Here is a 25,822-nt window from a genome sequence, read left to right on the forward strand (position 1 = left end):
ACAACCACAGCGCGACAGGCCGACGCACCCAGGGACAGGGCCGGCCCGACCTGTACCCTCCCAGGGGTGGCGTGAAGTGCTAACGTCCGGTCAACATCGTTGCCCGGCACGACCGGACGGCGCACGCCGATGCGCAAGTCCGACGCGTCCACCGGGCCGCATACGAGGGGGACGGCATGAAGAAGCTCGCACGAATAGCGTCGCTGGCGGTGACGCTGAGCATTGCAGCGGTCATCGGGTCCGGAGTAGCCCAGGCCGATACCGGCTCCCGCGCGTACGACCACGTGGCCGTCGGTGCAGTCAACAGCGGTGTGTCACCGTCCGTTGCCGTCCGCGTCAACGACACGAACCCGTGGGGCAGCTGATAGTCAGGGCCGTTGAGGAGTTGACGACGGAGGTCGGCGAACTCGGAACGCCGAGTAAGTGACCTGGGTACAGCGCGATGGCCGGGCCAGCTCCGAGACACGGGAGCAGGTCCGGCCTTGTGCTGGCTCACATGGCGGTGAAAGAGGTGCAGGCCGCCGTTGACGACGCGCACCTCTCGCTCGGCCTCGGTGTGGAGCCAAGTGATAAGGGCTGCCAGCCCCACGCCGTCGATCGCCACTTCGAGTCTGCCGGCGTTGTCGACCGGCTGGGGGTCGGGCCTGACTGACACCTGACCATGTCCTGTGGGCTCTGCTCGTGCTGACGAGCGAAGAGGTCCAGTGCCGACGGACGGTCTCAGGGCAGGGTGGTGGTGTCGATCTCCTGGATCTGTTTCGAGTCGTGGTCCGAGACGAGCAGGGCTTCCCCGTCGGGGCTGAGGGCGAACTCGCGGGGGAATGAGCCCGTGGGGATGCGTCCGAGGGCGGCCGGCTTCCCGGCGAGGGCGGCCTGGCTGTCCACGACCGTCAGGCCGGTGACGGCACCGGCGGTGTGGAACCGGTCGGAGTCCGCCGTGACGACGAGCCTGCCCCCGTGAACCAGGGCGAGGCCGACGGGGGCGGTGCCGACCTGGACGGAGGCGAGCAGGGCGTGGTGCGGATCGGTGGTGAGCCTGCCGACGTCGAAGGCGAGCAAGGCGTTGCTGCCCCGTGCGGTGACCCAGAGGGTGCGGCCGTCCGGTGCGGAGAGGACCCGTACCGGCTGGCAGCCGGCGGCGATGCTGGTCAGCAGGGCCTTGACGGGAGCGGACTCCAGGGTGGCGAGGTCGATGACGCTCAGTTCGCCTTGAGCGGAGTCCGCCGGCCCTTTCTGGCCCGGCGTGACCTCGCTGGTGGCGTACAGCCGCTGTCCGTCGGGTGAGAGTGCGCTGCCGACCACCGCGTCGCCCAGCGGAAGGCGGCCGATGTACGAGTTCCGTTCGAACCTGGAGCGAACCGCTGTGCGCAGATCGAAGACCTCGATGTCGCCGCGATGGTCGGTCCCGGCGTCTCCGTACTCCTGGCTGACGAAGGCGTAGCGGTCGTCGGGTGAGACGGTGACCTCGATCGCGCTGGTGCCGGCCGTCCCGGTGAGCGTGCCCAGTACGGCTCCCGCGGCTCCGGCTGCTGCCTTGGCCGCGTCCACCACGATTGCTCCGCGGTCCGCGGCGATGAGCAGTTCGCTTCCGTCATGGGTGAGCGTGATTCCGGTGGCGCCTTCCTTGCCCAGGCTCGCGGCCGGAAGCGGGATCGTGCGCACGAGCCGGGGCGTGCCCCCGTCGGTGGACAGTACTCCCAGTCCCGAATGCAACACGGTGAAGGCGAGGTTGCCCTTCGAGGCGTAGACCAGGCCGAACGGTTGTGCCGGGACGGTCAGACTCACCGTCTGCACGCCGCTGAGCTGCCTCTCCGCCGGGGCGGGCCCGGACTGGCACGTGGGTGGTGACTCCGGCTGCGATGCCAGCGCGGCCACTGGCGTTGTCAGCGGTGCGGCACCGCCCCGCTGACACGCCGAGCCGACCAGGCCCACAGCCAGTGTCAGTAGAAGCGAAGACAACCGCCGTCCCGCGAGATTCATTCTTCTCCTTCCGCCGTATCCTGAGGCGCAGCGATCGTGCCGCAGGTTCTTGTGGATTCCTGGTGAGTGCGGCTGCCTTCAGGCAAGACAAGAACGACCGGCCGCTCCTCCTGAAAGCGCGCCGCAGCTGCTGCCGGCGTCCTCATCCTGGCGGGTGCCGCGTTCGCCCGCCCCGCCGGGTACCACACGATCAACCTCGATGCCTTCAGTGGTGATTCGACTGTGGGTGGCCATGCCTGGTTGAGCGTCACCCGGGTCGCCGTCGACGCCCAGACCCGCCACTCCGATGTGGTCCTGACGGGCAGCCCCTGCGATGGCGTGCGCGGCCCGACGGTTCGGCTCAGCACGCGTTCGAGGCCCCCGGTGACGTCGCCCGCGCCCGCGGTCGGGTTGTCGCCGCCGTCGCTGATGAAGAACGGACGGGCGCCGGAAGCAGGGGCCGGTCCAGGCAGCCGTCGATGGTGCCGGTCGGGGCGAGTCCTGGTGGGCTGTCAGCTGGGTCCGGCTGGCGGTGCGAGTGGACCGGGCCTGTTCGGCGATGCGTTGGGCGAGCGGCCTGTCGGGGGAGTCTGGCGATCGTGTGCCTGGCACCGGGCCGGCGCTCGGCCAGCACCAGGTTGGGCCCCTGCGGCTTGCGCACGGCCGCGAGGTTCGGCTGCGCACACCCGATCACGCCGGCGGTGTTGCCGGACGGCCTTGCGATGCGCATCGTCATATATGAAGCGATGTCGACTCGGCGCGCTCGTGTACGAGGGGTTCTGTCATGAGCCTGTATATACCTAGGTGAAGGGCGTTGACCGGTCCAGGTGGACATCTTAGGCTCATGGTCAGTCATATATGAGATTTCGTCAGCGCGTTGCCTCAAGACCCGAGATCCAGGGCAGACGGTCGGGCTTCGTAATGCCTGCAGCCCAAGGTATCGGTCGACCAGGGGCTCGCCGCTGCCCGTCGTACCGGCGCCACCGTCCATGAGCCCACCCGTCTCAAGGAGCCGTGATGCACCTCCGTCGAACCGCCGGCCTGGCCGCAGCAGGCCTGCTGACCCTGCTCGGACTGGCCACTCCCGCCCACGCTGCGGGGGTCCCGCCGACCGCGACCGGTGACAGCCGCAGTGTCAGCCAGCCTGTACTGCCGCCGATCTGCACCACCCTGAGTGCGCAGCTCGCCCCGACGAACCGGCAGTTCAGCTCGGCCGACGAGCAGAACCCGCCCGACACCGCGCGCATTCAGACAGCACTCAACTCCTGCAAGGTCAGCGGTAGTTCCACCGCCGCGGTGGAGCTGACGGGCAGCGGGGCGGACAACGCGTTCCTCTCCGGCCCGCTGACCGTCGGACCCGGTGTCGTCCTGCTGATCAACAGCGGCACCACCCTGTACGCGTCGCTCAACCCGGCCGACTACCAGGTCTCCGGCGGGGCCACCTGCGGGTCGCTGTCCAGCTCCAGCAGCACCGGCTGCCAGGCGCTGATCACCGTCGACGGCGCGGGCGCGGGCGTCATGGGGATCCGCTCCGCCAGCGGCGCCCAGGGCATGATCGACGGCCGCGGCGACCTGGACATGTACGGCACCAGCACAAGCTGGTGGCAGCTCTCGGCCAACGCCAAGTCCGCGGGGGACAAGCAGAACAACCCGCGCATGATCGAGGTCAGCAACACGAGCAACGTCACGGTGTACGACCTGGACATCGTCAACGCCCCGCTGTTCCACATCTACGCCGAGGGCGTCAACGGCCTGACCGTCTGGGGCGTGCGGATCAAGACCCCGGCCACCGCACGCAACACCGACGGCATCGACCCCGACTCCAGCACCAACGTCACGATCAACCAGTCGTACATCCAGGACGGCGACGACGGAGTCGCGATCAAGACCAACAGCGCGGCCGCCGCGAACATCACCGTGGAGAACAGCAACTTCTACGGAACCCACGGCATGTCGATCGGCAGTGAGACCAACTACGGCATCACCAACGTCCTGTTCCAGAACAACACCGTCAACGGCTCGGACACGTCAGGCAACGTCAGCGGAGACAACAACGGCATCCGGATCAAGAGCTACCCGGGCAAGGGGGGCACGGTCTCCCAGGTGACGTACGACGACACCTGCATGACCGGGGTGAAGCACGCGCTGGAGTTCAACCCGGCCTACTCCAGCGGCAGCGGTTCGATCCCGGAGTTCACCGACGTCGTCGTCAACGGCGCGGTCGCCCAGAACTCCGTGTCCGGTGCCGGCTCGCTCCTTGACGGCTACAACAGCTCGAACCTGCTCGGCCTGACCCTGGAGAACGTCAGCCTCGACGCGACGTCGACCAGCGCCCAGTACGCGAACATCGGCCTCTACAACACCGACATCAGCCCCTCCGGTACCGGGGTGACCGTCACCAGCGTGTCCGGCAGCGGCTCGGTGCCCTCCTGCACCTTCCCGGCCTACCCGGGCCTGTAGGCGGCGGCGCCAGCTCCACGACGAAGCGCCCCGGGGCCATGGGCCCCGGGGCGCTGTGGCGCGTAGGCCGGGTCAGCGCATGCCGGAGCCGGGGGCGGTGGGGAACGCGGGGAAGGAGCACGGCTCGTGGCCGTCGCCCGAGCCGTGGGAGGGGGCGACCACGCTGGTGGTGACGTCGGTTCCGGTGGGCGCGAGATCGGTTCCGGCCAGGGTGATGGCGGCGTACTGGGCCTGTACGGTCGTGGCGTCGAAGTCGACGTCGCGCAGCGTGATGCCGGACACGTGGGCGCTGTCGTAGCCGTCCAGCACGGACTGCGCTCCGGGCAGGGAGTGCCAGGCGCGGGCGCCGTCGACGGTGACGGACTGGAACAGCGGAATGCTGGTGCCGGTCGGGGCCGCGTAGTTCGGGTCGATGTCGATCAGGTACTGGACGCCGGTCATGCAGGTGTCGGCGTAGGTGACGTTGCTGACGGTGCCGCCGGCGCCGGGGTAGCTCTTGACGCGGATACCGTTGTCGAGGGTGCTGGCGATGCCGGAGCGGTCGGTTCCCTGAAGGGTGTTGCCGACAAAGAGGACCGAGTCCAGGCCGTAGGTCGTGCCGCTGCCGATGGACGGGCCATGGGTGCCGTAGCAGTGCAGGTTGCGGATGGTGACTGCGGATTCGGCGGCGTTGTTGGTGGTGAGGGCGACGCAGTCGTCGCCCTCGTTGAGCCATGAGTCGGCGACGGTGGCCTCGGTCGAGGAGTCGACGTCGACGCCGTCGGTGTTGAGGGCGTAGGCGGGTGTGTCGATGCGCAGGCCCCAGACGGTGACGCCGATGCTCTGCGTGATGAACAGGTGCTGTTTGGCGGCGTCGACCAGGGTCAGGTCGTGGACCGTGAAGCCGTCGGACTGGCCTGCCTGGACCAACCGGGGATTGACCTGCTTGAGGCCCTGTGCCTTCGCGGTGGTGGCCTGGTCCCACCAGGAGGCGCTGGTGCCGAGGATCGGCAAATCGCCGCGGCCGTCGATGGTGCCCTGCCGACCGTGGCGGAGACTGCTGTCGATGCCGGCGTTGCGCCCCCGGACGGTGATGAACGGCGCGCACCCGGTCCCGCTGGCGCCGATCGACCCACAGGTGGCCTTGCCGCTCTGCTGGTACTGCGCGGCGACGCGGGTCGCGTAGAGCGTGACGTCGCTGTCCAGGGCGAGGTGTTCGCCGCCGTGCACGGTCAGCGGCGCGGACAGGAGGGCGGTGTCGGCGCCATGCCCGGTGAGCCGGACCTGCTCGCCCGTGCCGGTGCAGGCATCGAGGGCGGCTTGGATGCGGTCAGTGTCGGGCGGGGTGGCCTCGTCGGCCGGGTCGAAGGTGCGGGTTCCGCCGGGGAGGCCGGCAGTGACGGTGGCACAGATCCCGCCCGGAGTGCGTGGTTCGGCCACGTTCCGGCGATCACCCAGCAGGGTGCGCGGCGGGACGTCGGCGCCGGGGACGACCGGGTTCCAGCCGTCGCTGCCCGCCAGAGCCCCGGTGGCGGTGTAGGAGGCGGCCGCGGTGGCGGTGAGCTGGGGGCGACTGGCGGTGGAGGAGGTCGTGGAGCCGGGGCCGGTGTTGGCGTACTCGCCGTAGCGCCCAGCGGACCAGGTCGCGCCCGAGATGCCCAGCCAGGGGGCGGCGCCGTCGACAGCCTGCGGCAGCACTGTGTCGCGGATGACCACCTGCGGGTCGGAGTCGGCGGCGGGCTTCCAAGCGCGGCCCAGGGCGAGCGTGTTGTCGGCCAGGGTGGTGTTGACGGTGGAGCCGGTGATCAGGATGCCGTGGGCCTGGCCGGCCGGTGTGGCCGGAGCGGTCAGGTAGGCGCTGGCGTAGACGCCGTCATTGAGGGCGTCGATCGTGGAGCGGTCCACGACCAGGTCGCCGTTGCCGAAGATGAAGTCGACGTCGCCCTCGATGGTGGAGGCGTAGACGTACTGGCGCAGGTCCGTGCCGGCGCTGGAGCCCCAGGTGAGCAGGGTGTCCTGGTGGCCGTAGAAGTCGTCGTGCAGGTACTGCTGGCGGTCGCCCTCCATGGCGACGGCCACAGCCTGGGTGCCGGTGACGTTCGGGTACTGGGTCTTGTCGAACGTGTTGGCGATGGTGAGGTACTCGGCGGTGAAGTCGCTCGCCTGGGCGTGGACGGTGGCGGAGCCTTCGGTTCCGTACGGCAGGCCGGTGGCCGGGTCGGTCTCCTGGTGGTAGTGCGCGGCGGTGATGACGACGTCGGCCGGGTTGCCGGTGGCGCCGACCAGGCTGAGGTGCGGCTTGCTCGCCGGGATGGTGACGGTCTCGGCGTAGGTGCCCTTGGCGATGGAGATGACGTACGGGGTGGGCGAGTTGTCGGGAACCGCGTTCACAGCGGCTTGGACGGAGGTGTACTGGGCACCGGTCTTGGCGACGGTCAGGGTGATCGGGGCCGCCGCGCGGGCGGCGGCGGGGCCGACCGCTCCGGCGGTTCCGGCGGCCGCCACGGTAGCGACGGCCAGCAGCCGAGCGCCGAGTACGAGACCGGCACGGTGGGGGAGTCTCATGAGTTCCTTCCAGGGGTGGGGTCCCAGCCGTCCAGGACAGTCGACGGGTCGCTCCAGACGGCGGCTTGGGCGGCGGTGAGCTGGGTGGAGCAGGCCAGCCGGGCGCTGGTGTCGACGGGAGCGCCGGCCAGGTCAGTGGAGTGGTACTCGTCGAACTGAAGGGTGCCGCCGCGGCTGCAGTCGGCGTTGTCGAGCTGCCAGCCGGCAGGGGCGATCTGGGGGCCCATCGCGGTGTCGATGAAGACCGCCTGGCTGTAGGGGTAGACGGTCGGGTCGATCCGCCCCAGGTAGACGGAGCCAGCGGGGACGGCCGGGGCGGCGGTCAGCCGGTCGCGCAGGAATACGTAGCCGTGGTGGGTGGCGTCGTTGCGGACCTGGGTGACGTAGCCGGCGTGCAGCGAGCGCAGTTCGCTGTCCTGGATCAACACGGCGCCGAAGCCCCAGGTGAAGTCGACGTCTCCTTCGATCACGCTGTGGGTGACGAAGCCGCGGCCCTGCAGGCGCAGCGTGTCCTGGTAGGAGAAGAGGCTGACGCGGTCGAGCGTGATCCGGTCGGCGTTGCCGCGGAAGGCCTCGGCCTGGGAGCCGCCGTAGGGGGTGGTGTTGCGGATCGTCAGGTCGCGCAGGGTGAAGTCGTCGGCCTCGTCGTTGAACGCGCCGCGCCAGCAGTTGTTCGCATCGTGGCCGGGGATGAGCTGCCGGATGCAGACGCTGGTGGTGTGCGCGCTGTTGAGGGTGTTGTTGTTGGTGTACTGGATCACGGTCCGGCCCTGGCCGGCGCCTTCGACCGTCAGGTGGGGTTTGGTCGGTGGGACCCAGTCGAGTTCGGTGTAGGTGCCGGGCCCGACGCGGATCGTCACGGGTTTCGTGTCGCCCGGCGGGACGGCGTCGATCGCCCCTTGGACGGTGCAGAAGTCGCCGTGTCCGCGTGCGTCCACGACGAGGGTGCGCGCGTCCGTCCGGGGTGGGCGGGTACGGGTGCGGAAGGCGAACGCGTCGGGGTTGCTGATGCCGGCGAAGCCGTTGAAGACGCCGGGGTCGACGGTGACGTAGTAGTGCTGGTCGTAGTCGAGCTGGTGGTGCAGGTAGATGGTGGCGGTGCCGCCGGCGATGATCACGGGGGTGTAGCTGAATTCGTGCGGGGCACCGGAAGCGTCGGTGGCCCCTCCGATCGTGCGCTGGTAGGTGGCGGGGTCCGCCAGGTCGATGCTGTCGGCGACGGAGCCGTCGGCGCGGTGGACCTCGATCCTGCCCGAGTCGCCGAGGGTGGGCGGGGTCGGGAAGGTCAGCGCGAGTGCGCTGTCGGTGCACGCTCGCCCACTGCCGCCTTGGACGGCGGCCGAGTATGGGGCGTCGTCAGCGTGTGCCGGTGCGGGGGTGAGTGGGGCGATCGCGGCGAGCGCGAGGGCGCAGGCCGCGCCGGACGAGACGAACCAGGGCATCGAAGGCTCCTCTGCACGGGGTGGGGCAGGGCAGCGGCGGGCCGCAGGCGACGGGGGCGGGCCTGCCGCCGAGTGCGGGCGCGGCGGTGTGCCAACAGGCAAAGGTTTCTAGGTGCCGTTCCCCATCTCATATATGACGCGCCGTGAGGCTACGGCCGTGCTGAGGCGGGGTCAATGGGTTGGCATCGGCGGGATCAGGTGCGAGGTTGCAAACCGTTGTGCTGCAGAATCCCTTGACGCGCCTGGGCGGAGGTTCTAGCGTCTGCCGCACTTCGTATATGAGATCCGATCGACTTGGATCTGTGACGCACTCTCAGGAGCCGGAACTGTGTCCGACACCCTTGCCATGCCAGACCGTGCCCGCCCAGGTACCATGCCGTCGCGGACCGAGGCGGTACTCGACGCCATCAAGCACTCGATTCTGACCGGAGAGCTGCAGCCCGGTCAGGCCCTGGTGGAGACGGAGCTCGCCGAGCGGCTGGGTGTGTCGAAGACCCCGGTCCGCGAGGCGCTGAAGACCCTGGCGGGGTCGGGTCTGGTCACGATGAGCCCGTACAAGGGCGCGGCCGTGCGCGAGGTCGACCGTGAACTGGCCCGCTGCGTCTACGATATGCGGCTGCTGCTGGAGCCCGTCGCCGCCGGTCGCACCACCGCGGTGGCCCGGGGCGACTGGGCGCAGGCCGCCCACGCGCTGGAACGGGCCGACCGGGCCGCGGACGCCGCCGACCGGTCGATGGCCAACCGGGCCTTCCACCGGGCGCTGTACGCGGGCTGTGGCAACCCGTTGCTGGTGGAGTCCCTCGACGAGTTGCGCGACCAGACCGCGCTCGTGTCCAGCGCCGCGTGGGCGCGGCAGCCGTCGTGGGAGCAGGAGGCCCACGAGCACCGCGCGATCCTGCGGGCAGCGCAGGACGGGGACGCCGACCAGGTACGCCGCCTGATGCGCGGTCATATCAGCGCGTTCATGGCGCGCAACTTTCCCGAGAACGAAGCGGAGTAGGTCCACTCATGCCCGTCGCCGTACCCGACGCCCTGATCCGACTCCGGTCCCGCCTGCAGACCGTCGTCGCGATCCCCATCACGCCCTTCCAACCCGGCGGTGCGGAAGTGGACTGGATTGCCCATGCGGCGCTGATCCGCCGACTGGTCGACCACGGCGTCGAGGTGGTCACGCCCAACGGCAACACCGGCGAGTTCTACACACTCACCTTGGACGAGACCCGTCGTGCTGTGGAATCGGCCGTCGAGGCGGTCGACGGCCGCGCGGAGGTGATGGCCGGTGTCGGACTGGACGCGGCCGGAGCCGTGGCCGCGGCCACGCACGCCCGTGCGGCAGGCTGCGGATCGCTGATGGTTCATCAGCCGGTGCATCCCTACCGGTCGGCCGAGGGCTGGGTGGCCTACCACCGGCAGGTGGCCGAGGCGGTGCCCGAGCTCGGCGTCGTCCTCTACATCCGCGATCCGCGCATCGGCGGCGAGCAGATCGCCGCCCTCGCCGACGCCTGCCCGAACGTCATCGGTGTCAAGTACGCCGTTCCCGATCCGGTGCGGTTCGCATCGGTGGCGCGCGACGCGGGGGTCACCCGCTTCGCCTGGATCGCGGGGCTGGCCGAACTGTCCGCGCCCGGCTACTGGGCGGTGGGCGCCGCCGGCTTCACCTCCGGCCTGGTCAACGTCGTGCCCCGGCTCTCGCTGGCACTGCTGGAGGCGCTGCGCGGCGGAGACTTCGACAAGGCCATGGCTGTGTGGGAGCAGGCCCGCAGCTTCGAGGAGCTGCGGGCGGCCGACTCCTCGGCCGACAACGTCAGTGTCGTCAAGGAGGCTCTGGCCCAGCTCGACCTGGCGGAACGCACCGTGCGCCCGCCGTCGCGAATACTTCCGGCCCCGCTGCGCGACCAGATCCAGGCGCTGGTCGGCCGGTGGCGGACCGAGGGGTGGTTGTGAACACCTTTACGGAGCTGGACCTGGAGCCGGAGCCGGAGCCGGAGCCGGAGCCGGGGGAGCGGGAGCCGGGTGAGCAGCCGGAGGGTCCACCACTGCGGAGCGCGGCCTGGTTCGGCACCGGAGCGACCGGCGGGAAACTGCGCGCCTTCAGCCACCGGTCCCGGATGCGACAACTGGGCTACCTGCCCGAGGAACACCTCGGCAAGCCGGTCATCGCGATCCTGAACACCTGGTCCGACATCAACCCCTGCCACATGCACCTGCGCGAGCGTGCCGAGCAGGTCAAGCGCGGCGTATGGCAGGCGGGCGGCTTCCCGCTCGAGTTCCCGGTCGCGACGCTCTCGGAGACGTTCCAGAAGCCCACCCCGATGCTCTACCGCAATCTGCTCGCGATGGAGGCGGAGGAACTGCTCCGCAGCTATCCGGTGGACGGCGCCGTGCTGATGGGTGGCTGTGACAAGACCGTCCCGGCCCTGCTCATGGGGGCCGCCAGCGCGGGACTGCCGGCGATCGTGGTGCCCGCCGGGCCGATGCTGCGCGGCCATTACCGGGGCCGGCCCCTCGGCAGCGGCACGGACCTGTGGGCCTACTGGGACGAGTACCGTGCCGGGCGCATCGGTGAGTGCGAGCTGGCCGAGGTCGAATGCGGGCTGGCCCGCTCGCCCGGCCACTGCATGACCATGGGCACGGCCTCCACCATGACCGCTGCCGCCGAGGCGCTCGGCATGGCGCTGCCCGGCGCCTCGGCCATCCCCGCGGTGGACTCCGCCCACCACCGGATGGCTGCCGCGTCCGGCGCCCGCGTCGTGGGGATGGTCCGTGAACAGCTGACCCCGGCACGGGTGATGACCCGTGCGGCGTTCGAGGACGCCGTCGCGACCGTGCTCTGCCTCGGCGGCTCCACCAACGCGCTGATCCACCTGATCGCGATGGCGGGGCGCGTCGGCGTGACGCTCTCCCTGGAGGACTTCGACGAGATCGGCTCCCGGGTCCCGGTGCTGGCGGACGTCCGCCCGGTCGGCGACCACCTGATGGAGGACTTCTACTACGCCGGTGGCCTGCCCACCCTGCTCGCGCAGCTCGCACGGGTGCCCGGCGCGCTGCACCCGGAGCGGATCACTGTCACCGGTGCGGACTTCGCCACGTACTACCAGGACACGCAGGCCCTTGAGGGCAACGCTCCGGCAGCGGGCCGCGTGATCCGCACCCCGCAGGACCCGGTCGCGAAGGAAGGCGGCGTCGCGGTGCTGCGCGGTAACCTGGCGCCCGGGGGCGCGGTGATCAAGCACCTGGCCGCCGATCCGAAGCTGCTCACCCACACTGGCCCGGCCGTGGTCTTCGACTCCTACCAGGATCTGCAGCAGCGCATCGACGACCCGGCACTCGCCGTCACGGAGAACAGCGTCCTGGTGCTGCGCGGCGCCGGCCCGCTCGGCGGCCCGGGGATGCCGGAGTACGGCATGCTGCCCATCCCGGCCTACCTGCTCGAACGCGGCGTCACGGACCTGGTGCGGATCTCGGACGCGCGGATGAGCGGCACCAGCTACGGCACCTGCGTCCTGCACGTCGCACCCGAGTCCCACGCGGGCGGCCCGCTCGCCCTGGTCCGCGACGGCGATCTGATCACCCTCGACGTTCCCGGCCGCCGGCTGCACCTGGATGTCGACGACGCGGAGCTGCGGCGACGCCGCGCCGCATGGCAGCCGCCCGAGCCGCACCACCAGCGCGGCTACGGAGCCCTCTACGCGGAGCACGTCCAACAGGCCGACGAAGGCTGCGACTTCGACTTCCTGGCCAGGCCCGGTCACAACCCCGCGCCCGACCCCCAGTAGCTCCCACGCCATCCCCACGCAAGGCCCCCGCTCACCACCTATGACCGAAGGGCTTCCACAGCCATGCCTGCAGACAACGCCGTCCACCACGCCGCCCCAAGTGACAGCAGAGGCCCCTCCCGGCGCAGCGTGCTCGGCACCCTCGCCATCGGCGCCGCTGCCGTGCCCGTGCTCGCCGCCTGCGGCGCCCCCAGTAGCGGCAGCACCGGCCAGGCCGCCCCCAGCACGCTGGCCACCAAGCCGTCCAAGCCGGTGACCTTGAACATCCTGGACGTTGCCGGAAACCTCAAGCTGACCCAGCCGATCATCGACGCCTTCAAGGCCAAGCACCCCGACGTCGTCTCCGGCATCACCACCACCACCGGTACGGCTCCCGAGCTCGCCCCCAAGGTGCAGGCCCAGCAGCAGGCCGGCAATGTGCAGATCCAGCTGGTGCTCACCGGAACCGACGGCCTCTCGGCTGGAATCAGCAAGGGCCTGTGGTACGACCTCAAGCCGTACTACGCCACCTTCTTCCCTGGTCTGATGGCCAACTACCAGGCCCCCGCCGCGTCGATGGCCACCCTCGCCCAGGACCAGGGGATCGAGCTGGTCTGGTACCCCTCCGGACCACTGCTGGAGTACGACCCGGCCAAGGTCCCTACCGTGCCCACCACCACGAACGCGCTGCTGGACTGGGCCAAGGCCAATCCCGGCAGGTTCCAGTACGCCGAGCCGCGCAACTCCGGTTCCGGCCGGACCTTCCTGATGGGCCTGCCCTACCTGCTCGGCGACAGCGACCCGACCGACCCCGTGAACGGCTGGGCCAAGACCTGGGCCTACCTGACCGAACTGAACAAGTACATCAGCACCTATCCGACCAAGACCTCGACGCTGATGACCAACCTGGCCCAGGGCACGGTCCAGGTGATCGCGTCCACCACCGGCTGGTACATCAACCCGCGCGCACTGGGAACCGTCCCGGCGTCGATGAAGGTCGCCAAGTTCGACAACCTCACCTGGGTCAGCGACGCGCAGTACGGCGTCATCCCCAAGGGCGTCTCCGACGACGAGCTGATCGCCGCCCTGCAGCTGCTGGCGTTCGTGCTCACCCCCGAGCAGCAGGCCGTCACCTACGACCAGGGCTACTTCTACCCCGGCCCGGCGGTCAAGGGCGTGACGCTCAGCCAGGCCCCGGCTTCCTCCCAGCAGGTCGTGGCCACCTACGGCGACCCGGACTTCGACACCTGGATGGCCGACAACCCGATCAAGAACTCGCTGCCCGCCACCGCCCAGGTCACCGCTTTCGACCTGTGGGACAAGAACATCGGCGCGACCAAGTGAGCACGGTGACCCACATGACCTCCGCCCCCGCCCCCGCCCTGCCGGAACCACGCGTCGCCTCCCAGCTCGGGGAACTGCGACTGAGCGGCGTCAGCCGCGCCTATGGTGCCCACACCGCGCTGCAGCCGCTGGACCTGACCATCCGCGGCGGCGAGTTCGTCGCCCTGCTGGGCCCCTCCGGCTGCGGCAAGACCACCGCCTTGAACTGCCTGGCCGGCCTGCTCCCGCTGACCACGGGTGAGATCACCCTGGACGGCCGCCGGATCGACACCCTGCCGCCGGAGAGGCGGGGCTTCGGCATGGTCTTCCAGAACTATGCCCTCTTCCCGCACCTGACCGTGCGCGCCAACGTCGCGTTCGGCCTGAAGATGCGGGGTGTCGGCAAGGCCGAGACCACCCGCCGGGTCGACGAGGTGCTGCGTCTGGTACGGCTGACCGAGCAGGCGCACAAGCACCCCGGGCAGCTCTCCGGCGGCCAGCAGCAGCGGGTCGCGATCGCCCGTGCCATCGTCATGGAACCACCGCTGGTGCTGATGGACGAACCCCTGTCGAACCTGGACGCCGCCCTGCGACTGGAGATGCGCAGCGAGATCCGGCGTATCCACCAGGAGTTCGGACTCACCACCATCTACGTGACGCACGATCAGGAGGAGGCGCTGTCCCTGGCCGACCGTCTGGTCGTGCTCCGCGCCGGCCGGGTCAGCCAGATCGGCACCCCCGCCGAGCTGTACGAGCACCCGGCCGATCCGCACGTGGCGGCCTTCATGGGCTACCGCAACCTGCTGGAGCTGGAACTGGCCGCCACCGACCCGGCCGGGACCTTCGCCGCGGGCCGCGGTCTGCGACTGCGCGGCACCGTGGTCGGCTCGGAACGGCCCCTGGCCGGCCGGGCGGTGACGGTGGCGATCCGCCCCGAGGACCTGCGGGTCGCCGAGAACGGTGAGCAGTCGATCGCCGAGGCAGTCGCCGAGATCGTCGAGTACCACGGCCGGGTGCTGCACGTCGAGGCGGTCACCCGCGGCGGCGACCGGATCCACCTCAAGGCCTCCGGCCCGGTACGCCCCGGTGATGCCCTGGCCCTCGCGGTGGACGCCGACCGTGCCCTGATCTTTCCGCGACCGGCCGAAGCCGATCCTGGCACCGCCGCCGATGTGCCCGCCACGGGAGAACCCCGGTGACCGCGACCACGGCGGCCGCCGAGCGAACCGCGCAGCCCGCAACCGCGCTGCGCCACCGGCTGGCCGAACGCGGAGTCGACCGGACGCTGCTGCTGCTCCTGCCCGGGGCCCTCGCCGTCGTCGCCCTGTTCTGCTACCCGTTCCTGTACGGTCTGCAGCTCTCCTTCCAGCCGGCCAAGGGCGGAGTGTTCGGCGCCTACCAACAGTTCTTCGCCGACCCCTTCGCCCGCAAGTCGATCTGGGCCACCTTCTCGCTGGCCATCCCCGCCTCGCTGATCAACGTCGGTGTCTCGGTGCCGATCTCCTACCGGATGCGCCGCGAGTTCCGGGGCAAGCGGCTCATGCTGGCACTGCTGGTGGTGCCGATCACGCTCGGCACGGTCCTGACCGCCGAGGGCATCCTGGAGTTCTACGGGCCGTCCGGCTGGTTCAACCGCACTCTGCACCTGCTCGGCCTCGCGTCCTCACCGGTGCAGCTGACCATGAACTACAGCGGGGTGCTGCTCTCCCTGATCATCAGCGGGTTCCCCTTCGCCTACCTGCTGACCCACTCCTACCTCTCCGGCATCCACCCAAGCCTGGAGAAGGCCGCGGCCACCCTCGGGGCCGGCTGGTGGCAGCGGTTCCGTCACGTCACCTTCCCGCTGCTGCTGCCGGGCCTGATGACGACCTTCTGCCTCAGCTTCGTGATGGCCTTCGCCGTGTTCCCCTCCGCGATGATGGTCGGCGATCCCGACGGCAAGACCCACGTGATCTCCATCGAGGCCTACGAGGCCGCCCTGGAGCGCTTCGACTACGCGCAGGGCTGCGCCGACGCGGTGATCATGACGCTGCTCATGCTCGCCGTCATCGCCGCCGTCACCGGCCTGCGCTCCCGGCTCTACAGCGGCGCCACCGGAGGCAAGGGATGACCACCGTACTCGACCGCGCCCCCGGGCCCCGTACCGCCGAGGTGCCCCGCCGGCGCGGACCCGGACTGGCGCTGCGTCCAGGGGCCTGGCTGACCTGGGCCGTCCTCGGCTTCTTCTTCGTCAACCTGCTCGGCGTCATCGTCACCGTGCTGGTGAACTCCTTCGGCCGCAGCTGGTTCGACAGCTGGCTTCCCACCGGCTGGACCGGCACCTGGTACAGCCAGGCCTGGACGGAGTTCAACCTCGGCCAAGTCCTGGGAACCACGCTCGAGGTGACCCTGCTGGTCGTGGTGATCTCCCTGGCGCTGGCGGTGCCCGCCTCCTACGCCCTGGCCCGTCGCTCCTTCCCCGGCAAGAAGCTGCTGGTCACGCTCTTCGTGCTGCCGATCCTCGTGCCGCCGATCGCCTACGGCATCCCGCTGGCCACCGTCCTGTACAAGTTCCACCTGGCCGGCTCGGTCACCGGTGTCGTGCTGGCCAACCTGGTGCCGTCGATCCCCTTCGTCGTCTTCACCATGACGCCGTTCATCGAGCAGATCGACCCCAAGATCGAGGCCGCAGCCCGCATGTGCGGGGCCTCCACCTGGAGGGTGCTGACCCGGATTCTGACCCCACTGCTGCTGCCCGGGATGCTCGCCGCGGGAATCCTGGTGCTGGTGCGCACCTTCGGCATGTTCGAACTGACCTTCCTCACCTCCGGACCGACCAGCCAGACCCTGATCGTCGCGCTCTTCTCCGCGGTCAATTCGGCCGGCATCCGGTCCACCCAGTCCATCGACGCCATGGCCGTGATCTACACCGGTTCCATGGCGGTGCTGCTGCTCATCGCGCTGCGCTTCGTCAACCCCACCCAGCTCGTCGCCCGTTCCTCCGACTGAGAGGCCGCCACCGACATGCCCGAGCACAACGTCCCCCGGCCGAACCGCCGACAGGTCCTGCGCACCGCCATCGCGCTGGGCGGCGCGATCGGCGCAGGCGCCGCCCTGGGCGGCACCGCGTTCGCCGCCACCGCGAGCACCTCGGGGGCCCGCACCGTCCCGCTCGTCCCCAGCCGGGACCTGGGGCGCCAGGCTGACCGGGACGCCGACCGCGCCGCCGACCGGATCGTCGACGGCATCCGCCGGCCCCGCATCCCGCGCCGGAACTTCCCGATCACCGACTTCGGCGCGGTCGCCGACGGCACCACCGACAACACCGCCGCCATCGCGGCTGCCGTCGCCGCGGCCACCGCCCGGGGCGGAGGCCGGGTGACCGTACCCGCAGGGACCTTCGCCACCGGCCCCATCCACCTGCGCTCCCGCATCGAACTGCACCTCCAGGCCGGAGCGACGCTGCTCTTCTCGACCGACCCGGCGTCCTACCTGCCCACCGTCTTCAGCCGCTGGCAGGGCATCGAGCTGATGAACTACTCACCGCTCGTCTACGCCTTCGAGCAGACCGACATCGCGATCACCGGCGAGGGAGTTCTGGACGGACAGGCCTCCACCGCCAACTGGTGGGCCTGGAAGGGCATCGACGGCACCGACTTCACCGCCTTCGAAGCCGCCGTCAACGCCGGACTGCCCGTCTCCCAGCGCGACGGGACCCAGTACCACTTCCGCCCCTGCTTCGTGGAGCCCCACCGCTGCGAACGGGTCCTCATCGAGGGAGTCACCTTCCGCAACTCCCCGTTCTGGCACCTGCACCCCACCCTGAGCAAGGACGTCACCGTGCGCGGCGTCACCGTGGACTCCACCGGGCCGAACACCGACGGTTGCGACCCCGAGTGCTGCGACGGCGTGCTCATCGACTCGGTCTCCTTCAACTGCGGTGACGACTGCATCGCGGTCAAGTCCGGCCGCGACACGGACGGCCGGCGCGTCAACGTGCCCAGCCAGAACATCGTCATCCAGAACAGCACCTTCGCCAACGGGCACGGCGGCGTCACCATCGGCAGCGAGATGACCGGCGGGGTCCGCAACGTCTACGCCCGCGACCTGACCATGACCAGCACCGGACTCCAGTCCGGGCACCGGCTCAAGACCAACTCGGTACGCGGCGGGTTCATCGAGGGCACCCATGTCCAGCGCGTGAACGTCACCGCGATCGGCGGACCGCTGCTGCTGATCGACTACAACTACGGCGAGGGCAACACCGGCCAGTACCCGCCCCAGGTGACCGACATCAACCTCCGCCACTGGACCGTCACCGCCGCCACCCAGGGCTGGAACGTCGCCGGCTACGCCACCGACCCGGTCGGCACCGTCCGCCTCAGCGACATCTCCGTCGCGGGCCCGCTGGCCCAGCCCAACGTGGCCGTCAACGTCACCGAACTCGACCTCACCGACGTGACCGTCAACGGAGTTCCCCAGTGACCGTGGCCCCACCACCACACGACCCGGCGCCCGGGAGGAGCGTGCTGCTCACGGGCGCCGCCGGGGGAGTGGGCGGCTTCCTCCGCCAGGGACTGCCCGCCCTCGGCTGGCGGCTGCGCTGCCTCGACCTGCGAACCCCGGGCGGTGTGGACGGTGACGGCCCGGACGACGGCCTGGAGTGGATCACCGGCGACATCACCGACCCGGGCCTCCTGGCCGAGGCGATGGACGCCGTGGACGCGGTGGTCCATCTCGCCGGGATTCCCGGGGAGACCGACTTCCTGACGCTGCTGCACACCAACATCGACGGCAGCTACCAGGTGTTCGAGGCCGCCCGCCGGGCCGGGGTACGCCGGGTCGTCTACGCCAGCAGCAACCACGCCGTGGGCCGGCACCGTGCCGGACCGGTCCTGGACGGCGCCGCCCGGGTCCGGCCCGACTCCCTCTACGGAGTGACGAAGGCCTTCGGCGAGGCGCTCGGCTCCTACTATGCCGACCGCTACGGCATGGCGGTGGCCTGCGTGCGGATCGGCAGCTGCTTCGAGCGCCCCACCACGCTGCGCCACCTGGCCACCTGGCTCAGCCCCGGCGACGCCGTCCGCCTCGTCGACGCCCTCCTGGGCGCCCCCGGCCTGCGCTACGCCACCGTCAACGGCGTCTCCGCCAACACCCGCGGCTGGTGGGAACTGGACAGCGCGCGAGCCCTCGGCTACCGGCCCGCCGAGGATGCCGAGGAGTACGCCAAGGAGCTCCTGGTGACGCACGGAGAGCTCGCGCCCGACGATCCCGACGCGGTGTTCGTCGGCGGCTCGCTGGCGGTGGGCCTTTGACCGCGCGCCAGCACTCCGAGACGCCGAGATCCACAAGCCCGCAGCACCGTCGGTTGCCCGCCGTATGTGGCTGGCGGCAGGCGCATTGACCGCGGCGGCTGCCACCGTCGCCGCGGTCGCGCTGACCACTTCCCCCGGCGGCGGCAACGGCCCCGGCGGGAGCACCACCGCCCTGATGGCCGTCGGCGAGCCCCTCGCGGGTTCGCACCGGCAGGCGGTGGAGCTGCTGGACAGCATCACCGACACGGCCTACAGGCCAACAGCGGCACCGCGCCGCGCAGCGACCATTTCGACTGTCTTGCTCCGACTCAGTGGCAGCTCTGGCTGTCGGTGGACGCCAGCAAGGCGGGCCTGTTGGAGGCTCCGGATGCCACTGCGCCCCACCAGTCGCTTGACCCCGTCACCCAGCCGAGCATTCAGACCCCCACCTACGCCTACTTGGCCACGCTGCCGGCCGACCCGCACGAGCTGGTATAGGTCATCTACGCCCAGACCAAGGGCAACGGACACGACCCCGACGACGAAGCCTTCGTCGCCATCGGCGACGCGCTGGGCGGGACGACGGCTCCGGCGGCGAGCGCCGCCTTCTACTGGGCTGCGTCGCTGATCCCCGGCACGGAACTGGTGCCGAACGCCGTGGACACGCTGGGCCGCAAGGGCGTGGGCATCACGCGTCAGGACAGCTTCGGGGTGTGCACCGAGTGGATCTTCGATGCGAAGACCCACTCGTTCCAGCGCCACGGCGCAGAGTCCAGCGGAGCCAGTCGCAAGCAGCCGCCCGGGCCACCTCGCGGCTCCGCGTCGACGGTCGCGAACCGGTGGCCTGGACCGGGAGGAGGTTCTGCCTTGTCGTCAGCTCGCTCAAATCGGCCCGATCCCGGCAACTCTGCGGGGACAGCGGCCAACAGGCCCTCGACGACAAAGGTCTCCCCGCCGGCTTCGGCGGGGAGACCGTCGTTACCGGTCCGACTTCTTGGCACCGTTGCTCAGCCGCTGGAGTTGCTGGAGCAGGGCGTGGACCTGACCGACCGCCGGGAGTGGTGGCCGTGCGACGGCCGGCGCCGTGGGTGCTGGACCAGGACGGCCAGGTCCTGCGCATCTCTCACGCCGCCAGTCGGCCATCTCCTGGCTTTGCAGGTGCAGAGCAGGGTGTCGGCGGGGACGGTGCCCGTGCCGAAGACCATCTGCACGCCCGGCATGTCAGTGATGCTCGAGCCGCCGACAGCGATCCAGTAGACCGTGAGAAGGCGTCCGGCGCGGATGAGCAGGTTGTGGGCGTGCTCGGCGTCGCACGAGCGCCCGGGGCGGTCGCCCTTCTCCCTGCCCGCGCCGCCGGCCGGCGTGGGTGGTTCCACGGTGTGGGCCGGCCGCCGTGCCGGTGTCCGGCACAATACGCAGCATGGCTGCACCTGATCTTTTGCTGGAGCCCGTGGAGATCGTCACCGGCCGCTATCGGCTCCGTCCGCCTTCACTGCGCGAGGCCGGGGAGGTGCTGGCGATGGCGCAGGACCCCGAGATCCGGCTGTGGAACGGGTTGACCCGGGTCAGCGACGAGGAGAGCGCGCGGGCCTGGTGTGAACGCTGGTCCGGCTGGAACAGCGGGGCCTCGGCGCAGTGGGGCGTTTTCGATGCTGCCGAGCGCACGTTGCTCGCGACGGTATCGCTGTCCGAGATCGATGTGCGCAACTCCTGCGCCGAGATCGGCTACCGGGTCGCGCCCTGGGCCCGCGGCCAGGGGGTCGCCACCACGGCGCTGATCTCGGTCGCCGACTGGGCGTTCGGGACACTCGGGCTGACGAGGCTGCAAGTGCTGCACGGGCGGGAGAACCACGCCTCCTGCCGGGTCGCGGTGAAGGCCGGTTTCGTGCTGGAGGGCGAGCTGCGTTCCTCGTACCGGTATGGGGACGGTGAGCTGCACGATGAGCACCTGCACGCACGACTCGCGGGTGATCCCGTCGCGGGCTAGGCCCTGTCGTCAAACTCCCGCCGGGCCCGGCTCGCCTGGTACGGCCTCCCCCAGCCTTCGGCCGGGGGGCCCCACGCTGCGTTGTCGCATCGCCCAAGTACGGCCCAGTACGAGGGCGACCCTCCGCCTTGCAGCTGGCCGCACCAGACAACCCGGGCTGATCCGACGCGAGTTTGACGACAGGGCCTAGCCCTGCGGCGGGCGGCCTGGAGCGTCGAGCAACGGGGTGGCGACCTCATCCATGCGGTCCATGACGGGGACGGGGATCACGGGGTTTCGTGCGGTGATCTCTGCGCTGTGCATATCGAGCAGGAGAGTCACCGACTCGTCGGACGGCATGACCGGGTTCGCTCCAGCGCGTCTCCCCGGTCAGAGCCCGGCCGACCATGAACCACCCATGGTGAGTTTGCCGCACGGGGGTGTCTGTCCCGGCCTGGGCAGCCGGGAAGGAGGCCCGCCAAAGTCAGCAAGCGGTGTCCTTCTAAATGGTGATCCTTGGTGGGCTGTATGCGGGACCGGGTACCTGATGGCGCATCAGTCCGCAGATGCGGGCCGGTGACTTTGGGCGTCTGCAGCAGATGTGAGGTGTCGTGATGAGAGCCGTGAAGCGAGCTGTCCTGGCCGGCCTGCTGGCTACGACTCTGGCGGCGGTGCCGAGCGGAGCCGCGGCCGAGGGTTCCGTGGTGGGGCGGGCGGGGCACACGTCGTGGTTCGTGCCGGGTTCGTGCCCGTCCACGCTTCCGCACGGTGTAAGGGCCAGCTGCGGATACCTGGTGGTGCCGCAGGACCGGACCCGGCCTGACGGGCGAAAGCTTCGACTGGCCGTCGCGATCGTCCCCTCCCAGTCTCCGGGGCCGCACGGGGACCCGATCGTGTTCCTGCCCGGGGGCCCGGGGCAGGACGCCGTCAGCGACATTCCGCTGCTCACCGAGACCGGTCTGAACCGGGACCGCGATCTCGTCGTCATGTCGCAGCGCGGGACGCTGTCCTCGCCACCCGCCTTGACTTGCCCCGAGATCGACCGGTTCTACCAGCAGCGGATCGGGCTGCGCTATGACGCGCCCTCCACCGGCCGCCTGTACGTGGAGGCGGTGTCCGCCTGCCGCGACCGGCTGGCCGCCGAGGGCGTTGACCTCGCGGCGTACAACTCTTCGGAGAGTGCGGCCGACCTGGCGGACCTGCGGACGGCACTCGGCATCCGGGAATGGAACGTGTTCTCCCACTCCTACGGAACCGAGCTGGCGTTGACCTACATGCGCCGGTTCCCGCAGGGGATCCGCTCGGTGACGCTGGACGGGGTGGTGCCGCCATCGGTGGCGACGCCCGGCTGGACCTGGAGCAGCGTCAAGGAGTCGTTCGACAACATGACCGGTGCGTGCGCGGCGCAGCCCGCCTGCCGCCGTCGCTACCCGCAGCTCGCGGCCGTGTTCACCGACCTGGTGAGCCGGTTGGAGGCCCACCCGGTCACCACGCGGGTGACCGTGCCGGGGGTGGTCGGGCCGGCGAGGGTGGCCCTGGACGGCGGAGCACTGGTGAACTGGATGATCCGGGCCAGCCACACTCCCGCCGACTTCCCGCTGGCCGTGGACGAGCTGGCGCACGGCGACCCGCGACTGGTCGCCGAGCAGTGGGCGAGCACCCGCCTGCCCGGCCGCGAGGGAATCTTCGCCCACGGCCTGTCCCTGAGCGTGTGGTGCAGCGAGTGGGTCCCCTTCGAGACCGCGCGCGAGCAGCTGACGGCCGGCCTGAGGGCCTTCCCGACTTTCCCCACGTCCGTCCTGGCCCAAGCGCCGCAGCTGGCGTTCCTGCGCCAGGCCTGCCGGGCCTGGGACGTCCCCGCGGCGGACCCGTCCATCCGCGCGGTCACCTGGAGCACGATCCCGACCCTGGCCATCTCCGGGAGCTTCGACGCGCAGACGGGCGCGGTCTGGGGGCGCTACGCGGCGCTGACACTGCGGAACTCGACCGTGGTGACGCTCGCCGGCGTCGCGCACGGCGTGATCTTCAACCCCTGCGGCTCACACGTGATCACCTCCTTCTACGACCGCCCCGAAGCCCCCGATACCCGTTGCGTGGCCTCGGTGCGGCCCGTGCGGTTCATCATCGGACCGAGGTGAACGAGGTGACGCCGACGGCCTTGGACCAGGCCGAACACACCGCTGACGCCGCCGCCTTCGCCGCTCCCACGAGCCTGGACGCCCCCGCGGCCACCGTGCCCGGCGCCTCCCGCCCGCTCTCGCGCCGCAACCTGCTCACCGTCGCCGCTGGAGGCGCGGCCCTGTCACTCACACCGGCACCGGCCCGCGCCGCCGTCCGACGGTCCATCGGCACCGGGGACAGCGCGTTCTCCTCGCTGCTGCGCGAGCTCGACGCCAGGATCGAGGCCGCCATGGCGGCCTACGCGATCCCGGGGGCGGCGGTGGGCGTGCTTCTGGGGGACCGCGAATACGTCCGGGGTTACGGCGTCACCAACGTCGACCACCCCGTGCCCGTCGACGCGGACACGCTCTTCCGGGTCGGCTCGACCACGAAGACCTTCACCGGCACGGCTGTGATGCGACTGGTCGAACGCGGCACGATCGACCTCGACGCGCCCGTCCGCCGGTACCTGCCCGAGTTCGCGGTGGCCGACCGCAGCGCCTCCCGTAAGGTGACGCTACGTCAACTCCTGGGCCACAGCTCCGGCTGGCTCGGCGACGACTACCAGGACTTCGGCCGCGGCGACAACGCCGTCGCCCGCTTCGTGGACTCCATGACCCGCCTGCCCCAACTCACTGCGGTAGGCCGGACGTTCGCCTACAACAATGCGGGGCTCTGCGTCGCCGGCCGCATCCTGGAGGTCGCCACCCGCCTCACCTACGAAGGCGCGGTACGCCGCCTGCTCCTTGACCCGCTCGACCTGCGGCACAGCCACTTCTTCAGCGACGAGATCATCGGCCTCAACGTCGCCGCCCCGCACGACGTCGTCAACGGCAAAGCGGTGGTGGAGCCTTCCTTCTGGCCTCAACCGCGCAGTCTCACGCCGACCGGCGGCCTGATCTCCAGCGTGCGCGACCAGCTCGACTGGGCCCGCTTCCACCTCGGCGACGGCACGACCCGCAACGGCACGAGGCTGCTGAGCAGAGCGGCGCTGACCGAGATGCGCTCGCGGCCGGGGCCCGGCGGCACGCTCGTGGTGGAACTCGACGGGATGGGCATCACCTGGATGCTGCGGCCCACGGCCCAAGGACCTCGGATCGTGCAGCACGGAGGCACCTGGCCGGGCCAGATCTCCGGCTTCCTGATGGTGCCGGGCCGTGGCTTCGCGCTCACTTTGCTCACCAACTCGGTCGGCGGCTCGCGCCTGCGCGACGAGCTCTTCACCGACGACTGGGCGCTGCGGCGATTCGCCCAGGTCAGCAACCTTCCCGCCGAACCGCGACAGCTGAGCGCCGCAGAACTGGCGCCCTACGAGGGCCACTACCTGAGCAGGCGGATCAACGAGGCCGGCACGTGGGAGGACGCCCACGTCGAGTTCCGCGCCCACCAGGGCCGCCTGCAGGGAACCCTGACCACCCAGGGCGAGACCAGCGAACTGGGTGTGGCCTTCTACCGCCCCGACTTCGGACTCGACCTCGACACTTCCGGCCGGCCGATCGGCACCCGCTGTGACTTCGTGCGTGGACCCGGGGGCCAGGTCTGGTGGTGGCGCAACCACGGACGGCTCCACCGCCGCACCGACCAGCCGACGCCCTGACCCACCACAAGCAGCCGGGCAGCGCCCGGACGCGACCCGGACACGACGGTGCGCTCCACCCGAAATCTCGCGCGGGGCGCACTGCGGGCGAGCCCGTGCTGCGACGTGCCGTGGAGGCGGATCCGGAGGCCCCGTGCGAGGTGTGGCGTGGCTGTTGGTGTGAGTCGGTTGGTTGCCGCGGACAGCAGCCAACGCGCAGGCTGGGATGGCACCGCTGTTGAGAGGTCGTCCGAGGGAGCTTGTTCATGGCCAAGATGACCAGTGGCTCGGCGCGACGTTGGCCGCCGGGCATGACCACCGTCGACAAGCACGACATCCAGCACATTCGCCCCAGCGACCGCAACAAGCTGCGTAAAGAGGGCTTCACCTGGTCGGAGATCAAGAAGATCGACGACGCTGTCGGCAAAGGCGAACGCACCCTCGTCCTGAAGTCTTCACATCGAGAGGTCACTTCGACCCTGTCTCCGCGATGGCGATGAGCCCCACCTCGGGCCAGGCGGGTTTCACCGCCCGGACCGGACACGAGGTCGCGGGGCAGGTCGTCGGCGACCGTGCTCCCGCCGTGGCGCAGGCATGGGAGTCGCTCCAGCAGATCCGGCGTCTGATGCAGCCCGAGCACCCAGACCTCCCTGCCCCGTGGGAGCGAGCGCGCCCGCTCCAAGCGGTCGGCCTGGCGCTGGAAGCCGCCGGCGCCGCGTTCTGCGCCCTCGACGGCCAGGGCGCCGTCGTTGAGGACGGTCTGCAGATCAGCGTTGAGCGCCCCGGCGTGCTTCGGGTGGTGTGGCAGCACCGCCGCGGCCACCGCCCCGTCGACGCCGGCGAAGCGCATCTCGGGGAAGCAGCCCGGGTCCTCGGCGAGGCCGGGTGGGACGCGCTGGTCTACCGGGCCGGACGGCAGCGCTTTCTGCTTGTCGAGGCCGGTCGGTAGCCCTGTCCTGCGGAACTGCTTGGGCCCGTTGCCCGGCCGGCGCGCCTGTCCGGGCAACGTGGCGCTGATCAGGACGCCCGACGACGCGGGCTTCACCACCAGAAGCGGGTGGGAGCGCCGAGCCGTGGGCCACGGCGAGCACCAGCACTGGCACATGGTGCAGGGGCAGTAGGGGTCCTGACATTCGGCCTCCCGCGACCGGCGCCGAGGAGGCCGGCGTCGTCCAGCAGCGCGGCGATTGGAGTGGTGGGGGTCTCCGGGCATTGCTGGCGAGGTGAATGGCGGTGGCCGGAGACGGGGGAGTCCCATCTCCGGCCACTGTTCGCGTCTGCGGTGCGAACGCTGAGGGGCGGAACCTCTCAAGAGGCTGCTACAGATAGGCCTGGGCCGGCTCCTTCTCAGCAGCGGCTGCGCC

Annotated in this window: 20 protein-coding genes; 16 read left to right on the forward strand and 4 right to left on the reverse strand. The window is 70.5% G+C overall.

The genetic code is table 11. From position 1 onward, the window contains the following. Positions 1-176: 176 nt before the first annotated feature. Positions 177-365 carry a hypothetical protein gene (locus ABH940_RS32320; protein ID WP_370072194.1) on the forward strand — a complete coding sequence of 63 codons (189 nt, stop codon included), beginning with the start codon at positions 177-179 and terminating at the stop codon, positions 363-365. A 355-nt stretch (positions 366-720) separates the two neighbouring features. Here the strand turns inward: ABH940_RS32320 and ABH940_RS32325 are convergent, their stop codons facing one another. Continuing rightward, on the reverse strand, positions 721-1,794 hold the full coding sequence (locus ABH940_RS32325) for a hypothetical protein (RefSeq protein ID WP_370072196.1): 1,074 nt from the start codon (positions 1,792-1,794) through the stop codon (positions 721-723). 1,182 nt (positions 1,795-2,976) lie between these two features. Between ABH940_RS32325 and ABH940_RS32330 the strand changes: the two genes are divergently transcribed. Further along, positions 2,977-4,419, forward strand: coding sequence for a glycoside hydrolase family 28 protein (locus tag ABH940_RS32330; RefSeq protein ID WP_370106898.1), 1,443 nt, complete (start codon positions 2,977-2,979; stop codon positions 4,417-4,419). A 72-nt stretch (positions 4,420-4,491) separates the two neighbouring features. Here the strand turns inward: ABH940_RS32330 and ABH940_RS32335 are convergent, their stop codons facing one another. Further along, a complete protein-coding gene (locus ABH940_RS32335; protein WP_370106899.1) occupies positions 4,492-6,963 on the reverse strand; it encodes a pectinesterase family protein in 2,472 nt (823 codons plus the stop codon). Beyond that, the gene (locus tag ABH940_RS32340; protein ID WP_370106900.1) at positions 6,960-8,405 is read right to left on the reverse strand and encodes a pectinesterase family protein; all 1,446 of its coding nucleotides are present in this window, start codon (positions 8,403-8,405) and stop codon (positions 6,960-6,962) included. Before ABH940_RS32340 ends, ABH940_RS32335 begins: the two co-directional genes overlap by 4 nt. Before the next feature lie 373 nt (positions 8,406-8,778). Between ABH940_RS32340 and ABH940_RS32345 the strand changes: the two genes are divergently transcribed. The 9 genes from ABH940_RS32345 to ABH940_RS32385 all read left to right on the forward strand — a co-directional run bounded on the left by ABH940_RS32345 (position 8,779) and on the right by ABH940_RS32385 (position 18,777). After that, positions 8,779-9,405, forward strand: a complete 627-nt coding sequence (locus ABH940_RS32345) for a GntR family transcriptional regulator (RefSeq protein ID WP_370072201.1) — start codon at positions 8,779-8,781, stop codon at positions 9,403-9,405. Between the two features lie 8 nt (positions 9,406-9,413). Further along, positions 9,414-10,349, forward strand: coding sequence for a dihydrodipicolinate synthase family protein (locus tag ABH940_RS32350; RefSeq protein WP_370106901.1), 936 nt, complete (start codon positions 9,414-9,416; stop codon positions 10,347-10,349). A gap of 92 nt (positions 10,350-10,441) precedes the next feature. Further along, complete coding sequence (araD, locus tag ABH940_RS32355) at positions 10,442-12,181, forward strand: L-arabinonate dehydratase (RefSeq protein WP_370106908.1); 1,740 nt, start codon at positions 10,442-10,444, stop codon at positions 12,179-12,181. Positions 12,182-12,244: 63 nt separating this feature from the next. Continuing rightward, positions 12,245-13,504: an extracellular solute-binding protein gene (locus ABH940_RS32360; protein WP_370106902.1), complete on the forward strand. Its 1,260-nt coding sequence runs from the start codon at positions 12,245-12,247 to the stop codon at positions 13,502-13,504. Positions 13,505-13,518: 14 nt separating this feature from the next. Then, positions 13,519-14,682: an ABC transporter ATP-binding protein gene (locus tag ABH940_RS32365; RefSeq protein ID WP_370106903.1), complete on the forward strand. Its 1,164-nt coding sequence runs from the start codon at positions 13,519-13,521 to the stop codon at positions 14,680-14,682. Further along, positions 14,679-15,593 (forward strand): ABC transporter permease, encoded by a 915-nt coding sequence (locus ABH940_RS32370; RefSeq protein ID WP_370072205.1) that lies wholly within the window; start codon positions 14,679-14,681, stop codon positions 15,591-15,593. Before ABH940_RS32365 ends, ABH940_RS32370 begins: the two co-directional genes overlap by 4 nt. After that, positions 15,590-16,471: an ABC transporter permease gene (locus tag ABH940_RS32375; protein WP_370072206.1), complete on the forward strand. Its 882-nt coding sequence runs from the start codon at positions 15,590-15,592 to the stop codon at positions 16,469-16,471. Before ABH940_RS32370 ends, ABH940_RS32375 begins: the two co-directional genes overlap by 4 nt. 15 nt (positions 16,472-16,486) lie before the next feature. After that, complete coding sequence (locus tag ABH940_RS32380) at positions 16,487-17,947, forward strand: glycoside hydrolase family 28 protein (protein WP_370106904.1); 1,461 nt, start codon at positions 16,487-16,489, stop codon at positions 17,945-17,947. A gap of 41 nt (positions 17,948-17,988) precedes the next feature. After that, positions 17,989-18,777, forward strand: coding sequence for an NAD-dependent epimerase/dehydratase family protein (locus tag ABH940_RS32385; RefSeq protein ID WP_370106905.1), 789 nt, complete (start codon positions 17,989-17,991; stop codon positions 18,775-18,777). Positions 18,778-19,763: 986 nt separating this feature from the next. Here the strand turns inward: ABH940_RS32385 and ABH940_RS32390 are convergent. Further along, the gene (locus tag ABH940_RS32390) at positions 19,764-20,132 is read right to left on the reverse strand and encodes a hypothetical protein (RefSeq protein WP_370072209.1); all 369 of its coding nucleotides are present in this window, start codon (positions 20,130-20,132) and stop codon (positions 19,764-19,766) included. A 44-nt stretch (positions 20,133-20,176) separates the two neighbouring features. Here ABH940_RS32390 and ABH940_RS32395 point away from each other — a divergent pair, with 44 nt between their 5' ends. From ABH940_RS32395 to ABH940_RS32415, 5 genes are all read left to right on the forward strand, one after another. Then, the gene (locus tag ABH940_RS32395; protein WP_370072210.1) at positions 20,177-20,743 is read left to right on the forward strand and encodes a GNAT family N-acetyltransferase; all 567 of its coding nucleotides are present in this window, start codon (positions 20,177-20,179) and stop codon (positions 20,741-20,743) included. Positions 20,744-21,336: 593 nt separating this feature from the next. Continuing rightward, positions 21,337-22,860: an alpha/beta fold hydrolase gene (locus tag ABH940_RS32400; RefSeq protein WP_370106906.1), complete on the forward strand. Its 1,524-nt coding sequence runs from the start codon at positions 21,337-21,339 to the stop codon at positions 22,858-22,860. Continuing rightward, on the forward strand, positions 22,857-24,479 hold the full coding sequence (locus ABH940_RS32405) for a serine hydrolase domain-containing protein (RefSeq protein WP_370106907.1): 1,623 nt from the start codon (positions 22,857-22,859) through the stop codon (positions 24,477-24,479). Before ABH940_RS32400 ends, ABH940_RS32405 begins: the two co-directional genes overlap by 4 nt. 245 nt (positions 24,480-24,724) lie before the next feature. Then, complete coding sequence (locus ABH940_RS32410; RefSeq protein WP_370072213.1) at positions 24,725-24,958, forward strand: hypothetical protein; 234 nt, start codon at positions 24,725-24,727, stop codon at positions 24,956-24,958. Next, positions 24,949-25,407: a hypothetical protein gene (locus ABH940_RS32415; protein ID WP_370072214.1), complete on the forward strand. Its 459-nt coding sequence runs from the start codon at positions 24,949-24,951 to the stop codon at positions 25,405-25,407. The genes ABH940_RS32410 and ABH940_RS32415 overlap by 10 nt, the downstream gene beginning before the upstream one ends. The last annotated feature ends 415 nt before the right edge of the window (positions 25,408-25,822 follow it).

The organism is Streptacidiphilus sp. BW17 (genome assembly GCF_041262485.1).
Lineage (GTDB): Bacteria > Actinomycetota > Actinomycetes > Streptomycetales > Streptomycetaceae > Streptacidiphilus.

Bases quoted from the DNA above. Each gene is read 5' to 3' on its own strand.
- ABH940_RS32320 (WP_370072194.1), top strand. From the start codon at position 177: ATGAAGAAGCTCGCACGAATAGCGTCGCTGGCGGTGACGCTGAGCATT.
- ABH940_RS32330 (WP_370106898.1), top strand. From the start codon at position 2,977: ATGCACCTCCGTCGAACCGCCGGCCTGGCCGCAGCAGGCCTGCTGACC.
- ABH940_RS32335 (WP_370106899.1), bottom strand. From the start codon at position 6,963: ATGAGACTCCCCCACCGTGCCGGTCTCGTACTCGGCGCTCGGCTGCTG.
- ABH940_RS32340 (WP_370106900.1), bottom strand. From the start codon at position 8,405: ATGCCCTGGTTCGTCTCGTCCGGCGCGGCCTGCGCCCTCGCGCTCGCC.
- ABH940_RS32345 (WP_370072201.1), top strand. From the start codon at position 8,779: ATGCCGTCGCGGACCGAGGCGGTACTCGACGCCATCAAGCACTCGATT.
- ABH940_RS32350 (WP_370106901.1), top strand. From the start codon at position 9,414: ATGCCCGTCGCCGTACCCGACGCCCTGATCCGACTCCGGTCCCGCCTG.
- ABH940_RS32360 (WP_370106902.1), top strand. From the start codon at position 12,245: ATGCCTGCAGACAACGCCGTCCACCACGCCGCCCCAAGTGACAGCAGA.
- ABH940_RS32365 (WP_370106903.1), top strand. From the start codon at position 13,519: ATGACCTCCGCCCCCGCCCCCGCCCTGCCGGAACCACGCGTCGCCTCC.
- ABH940_RS32375 (WP_370072206.1), top strand. From the start codon at position 15,590: ATGACCACCGTACTCGACCGCGCCCCCGGGCCCCGTACCGCCGAGGTG.
- ABH940_RS32380 (WP_370106904.1), top strand. From the start codon at position 16,487: ATGCCCGAGCACAACGTCCCCCGGCCGAACCGCCGACAGGTCCTGCGC.
- ABH940_RS32395 (WP_370072210.1), top strand. From the start codon at position 20,177: ATGGCTGCACCTGATCTTTTGCTGGAGCCCGTGGAGATCGTCACCGGC.
- ABH940_RS32400 (WP_370106906.1), top strand. From the start codon at position 21,337: ATGAGAGCCGTGAAGCGAGCTGTCCTGGCCGGCCTGCTGGCTACGACT.
- ABH940_RS32410 (WP_370072213.1), top strand. From the start codon at position 24,725: ATGGCCAAGATGACCAGTGGCTCGGCGCGACGTTGGCCGCCGGGCATG.
- ABH940_RS32415 (WP_370072214.1), top strand. From the start codon at position 24,949: ATGGCGATGAGCCCCACCTCGGGCCAGGCGGGTTTCACCGCCCGGACC.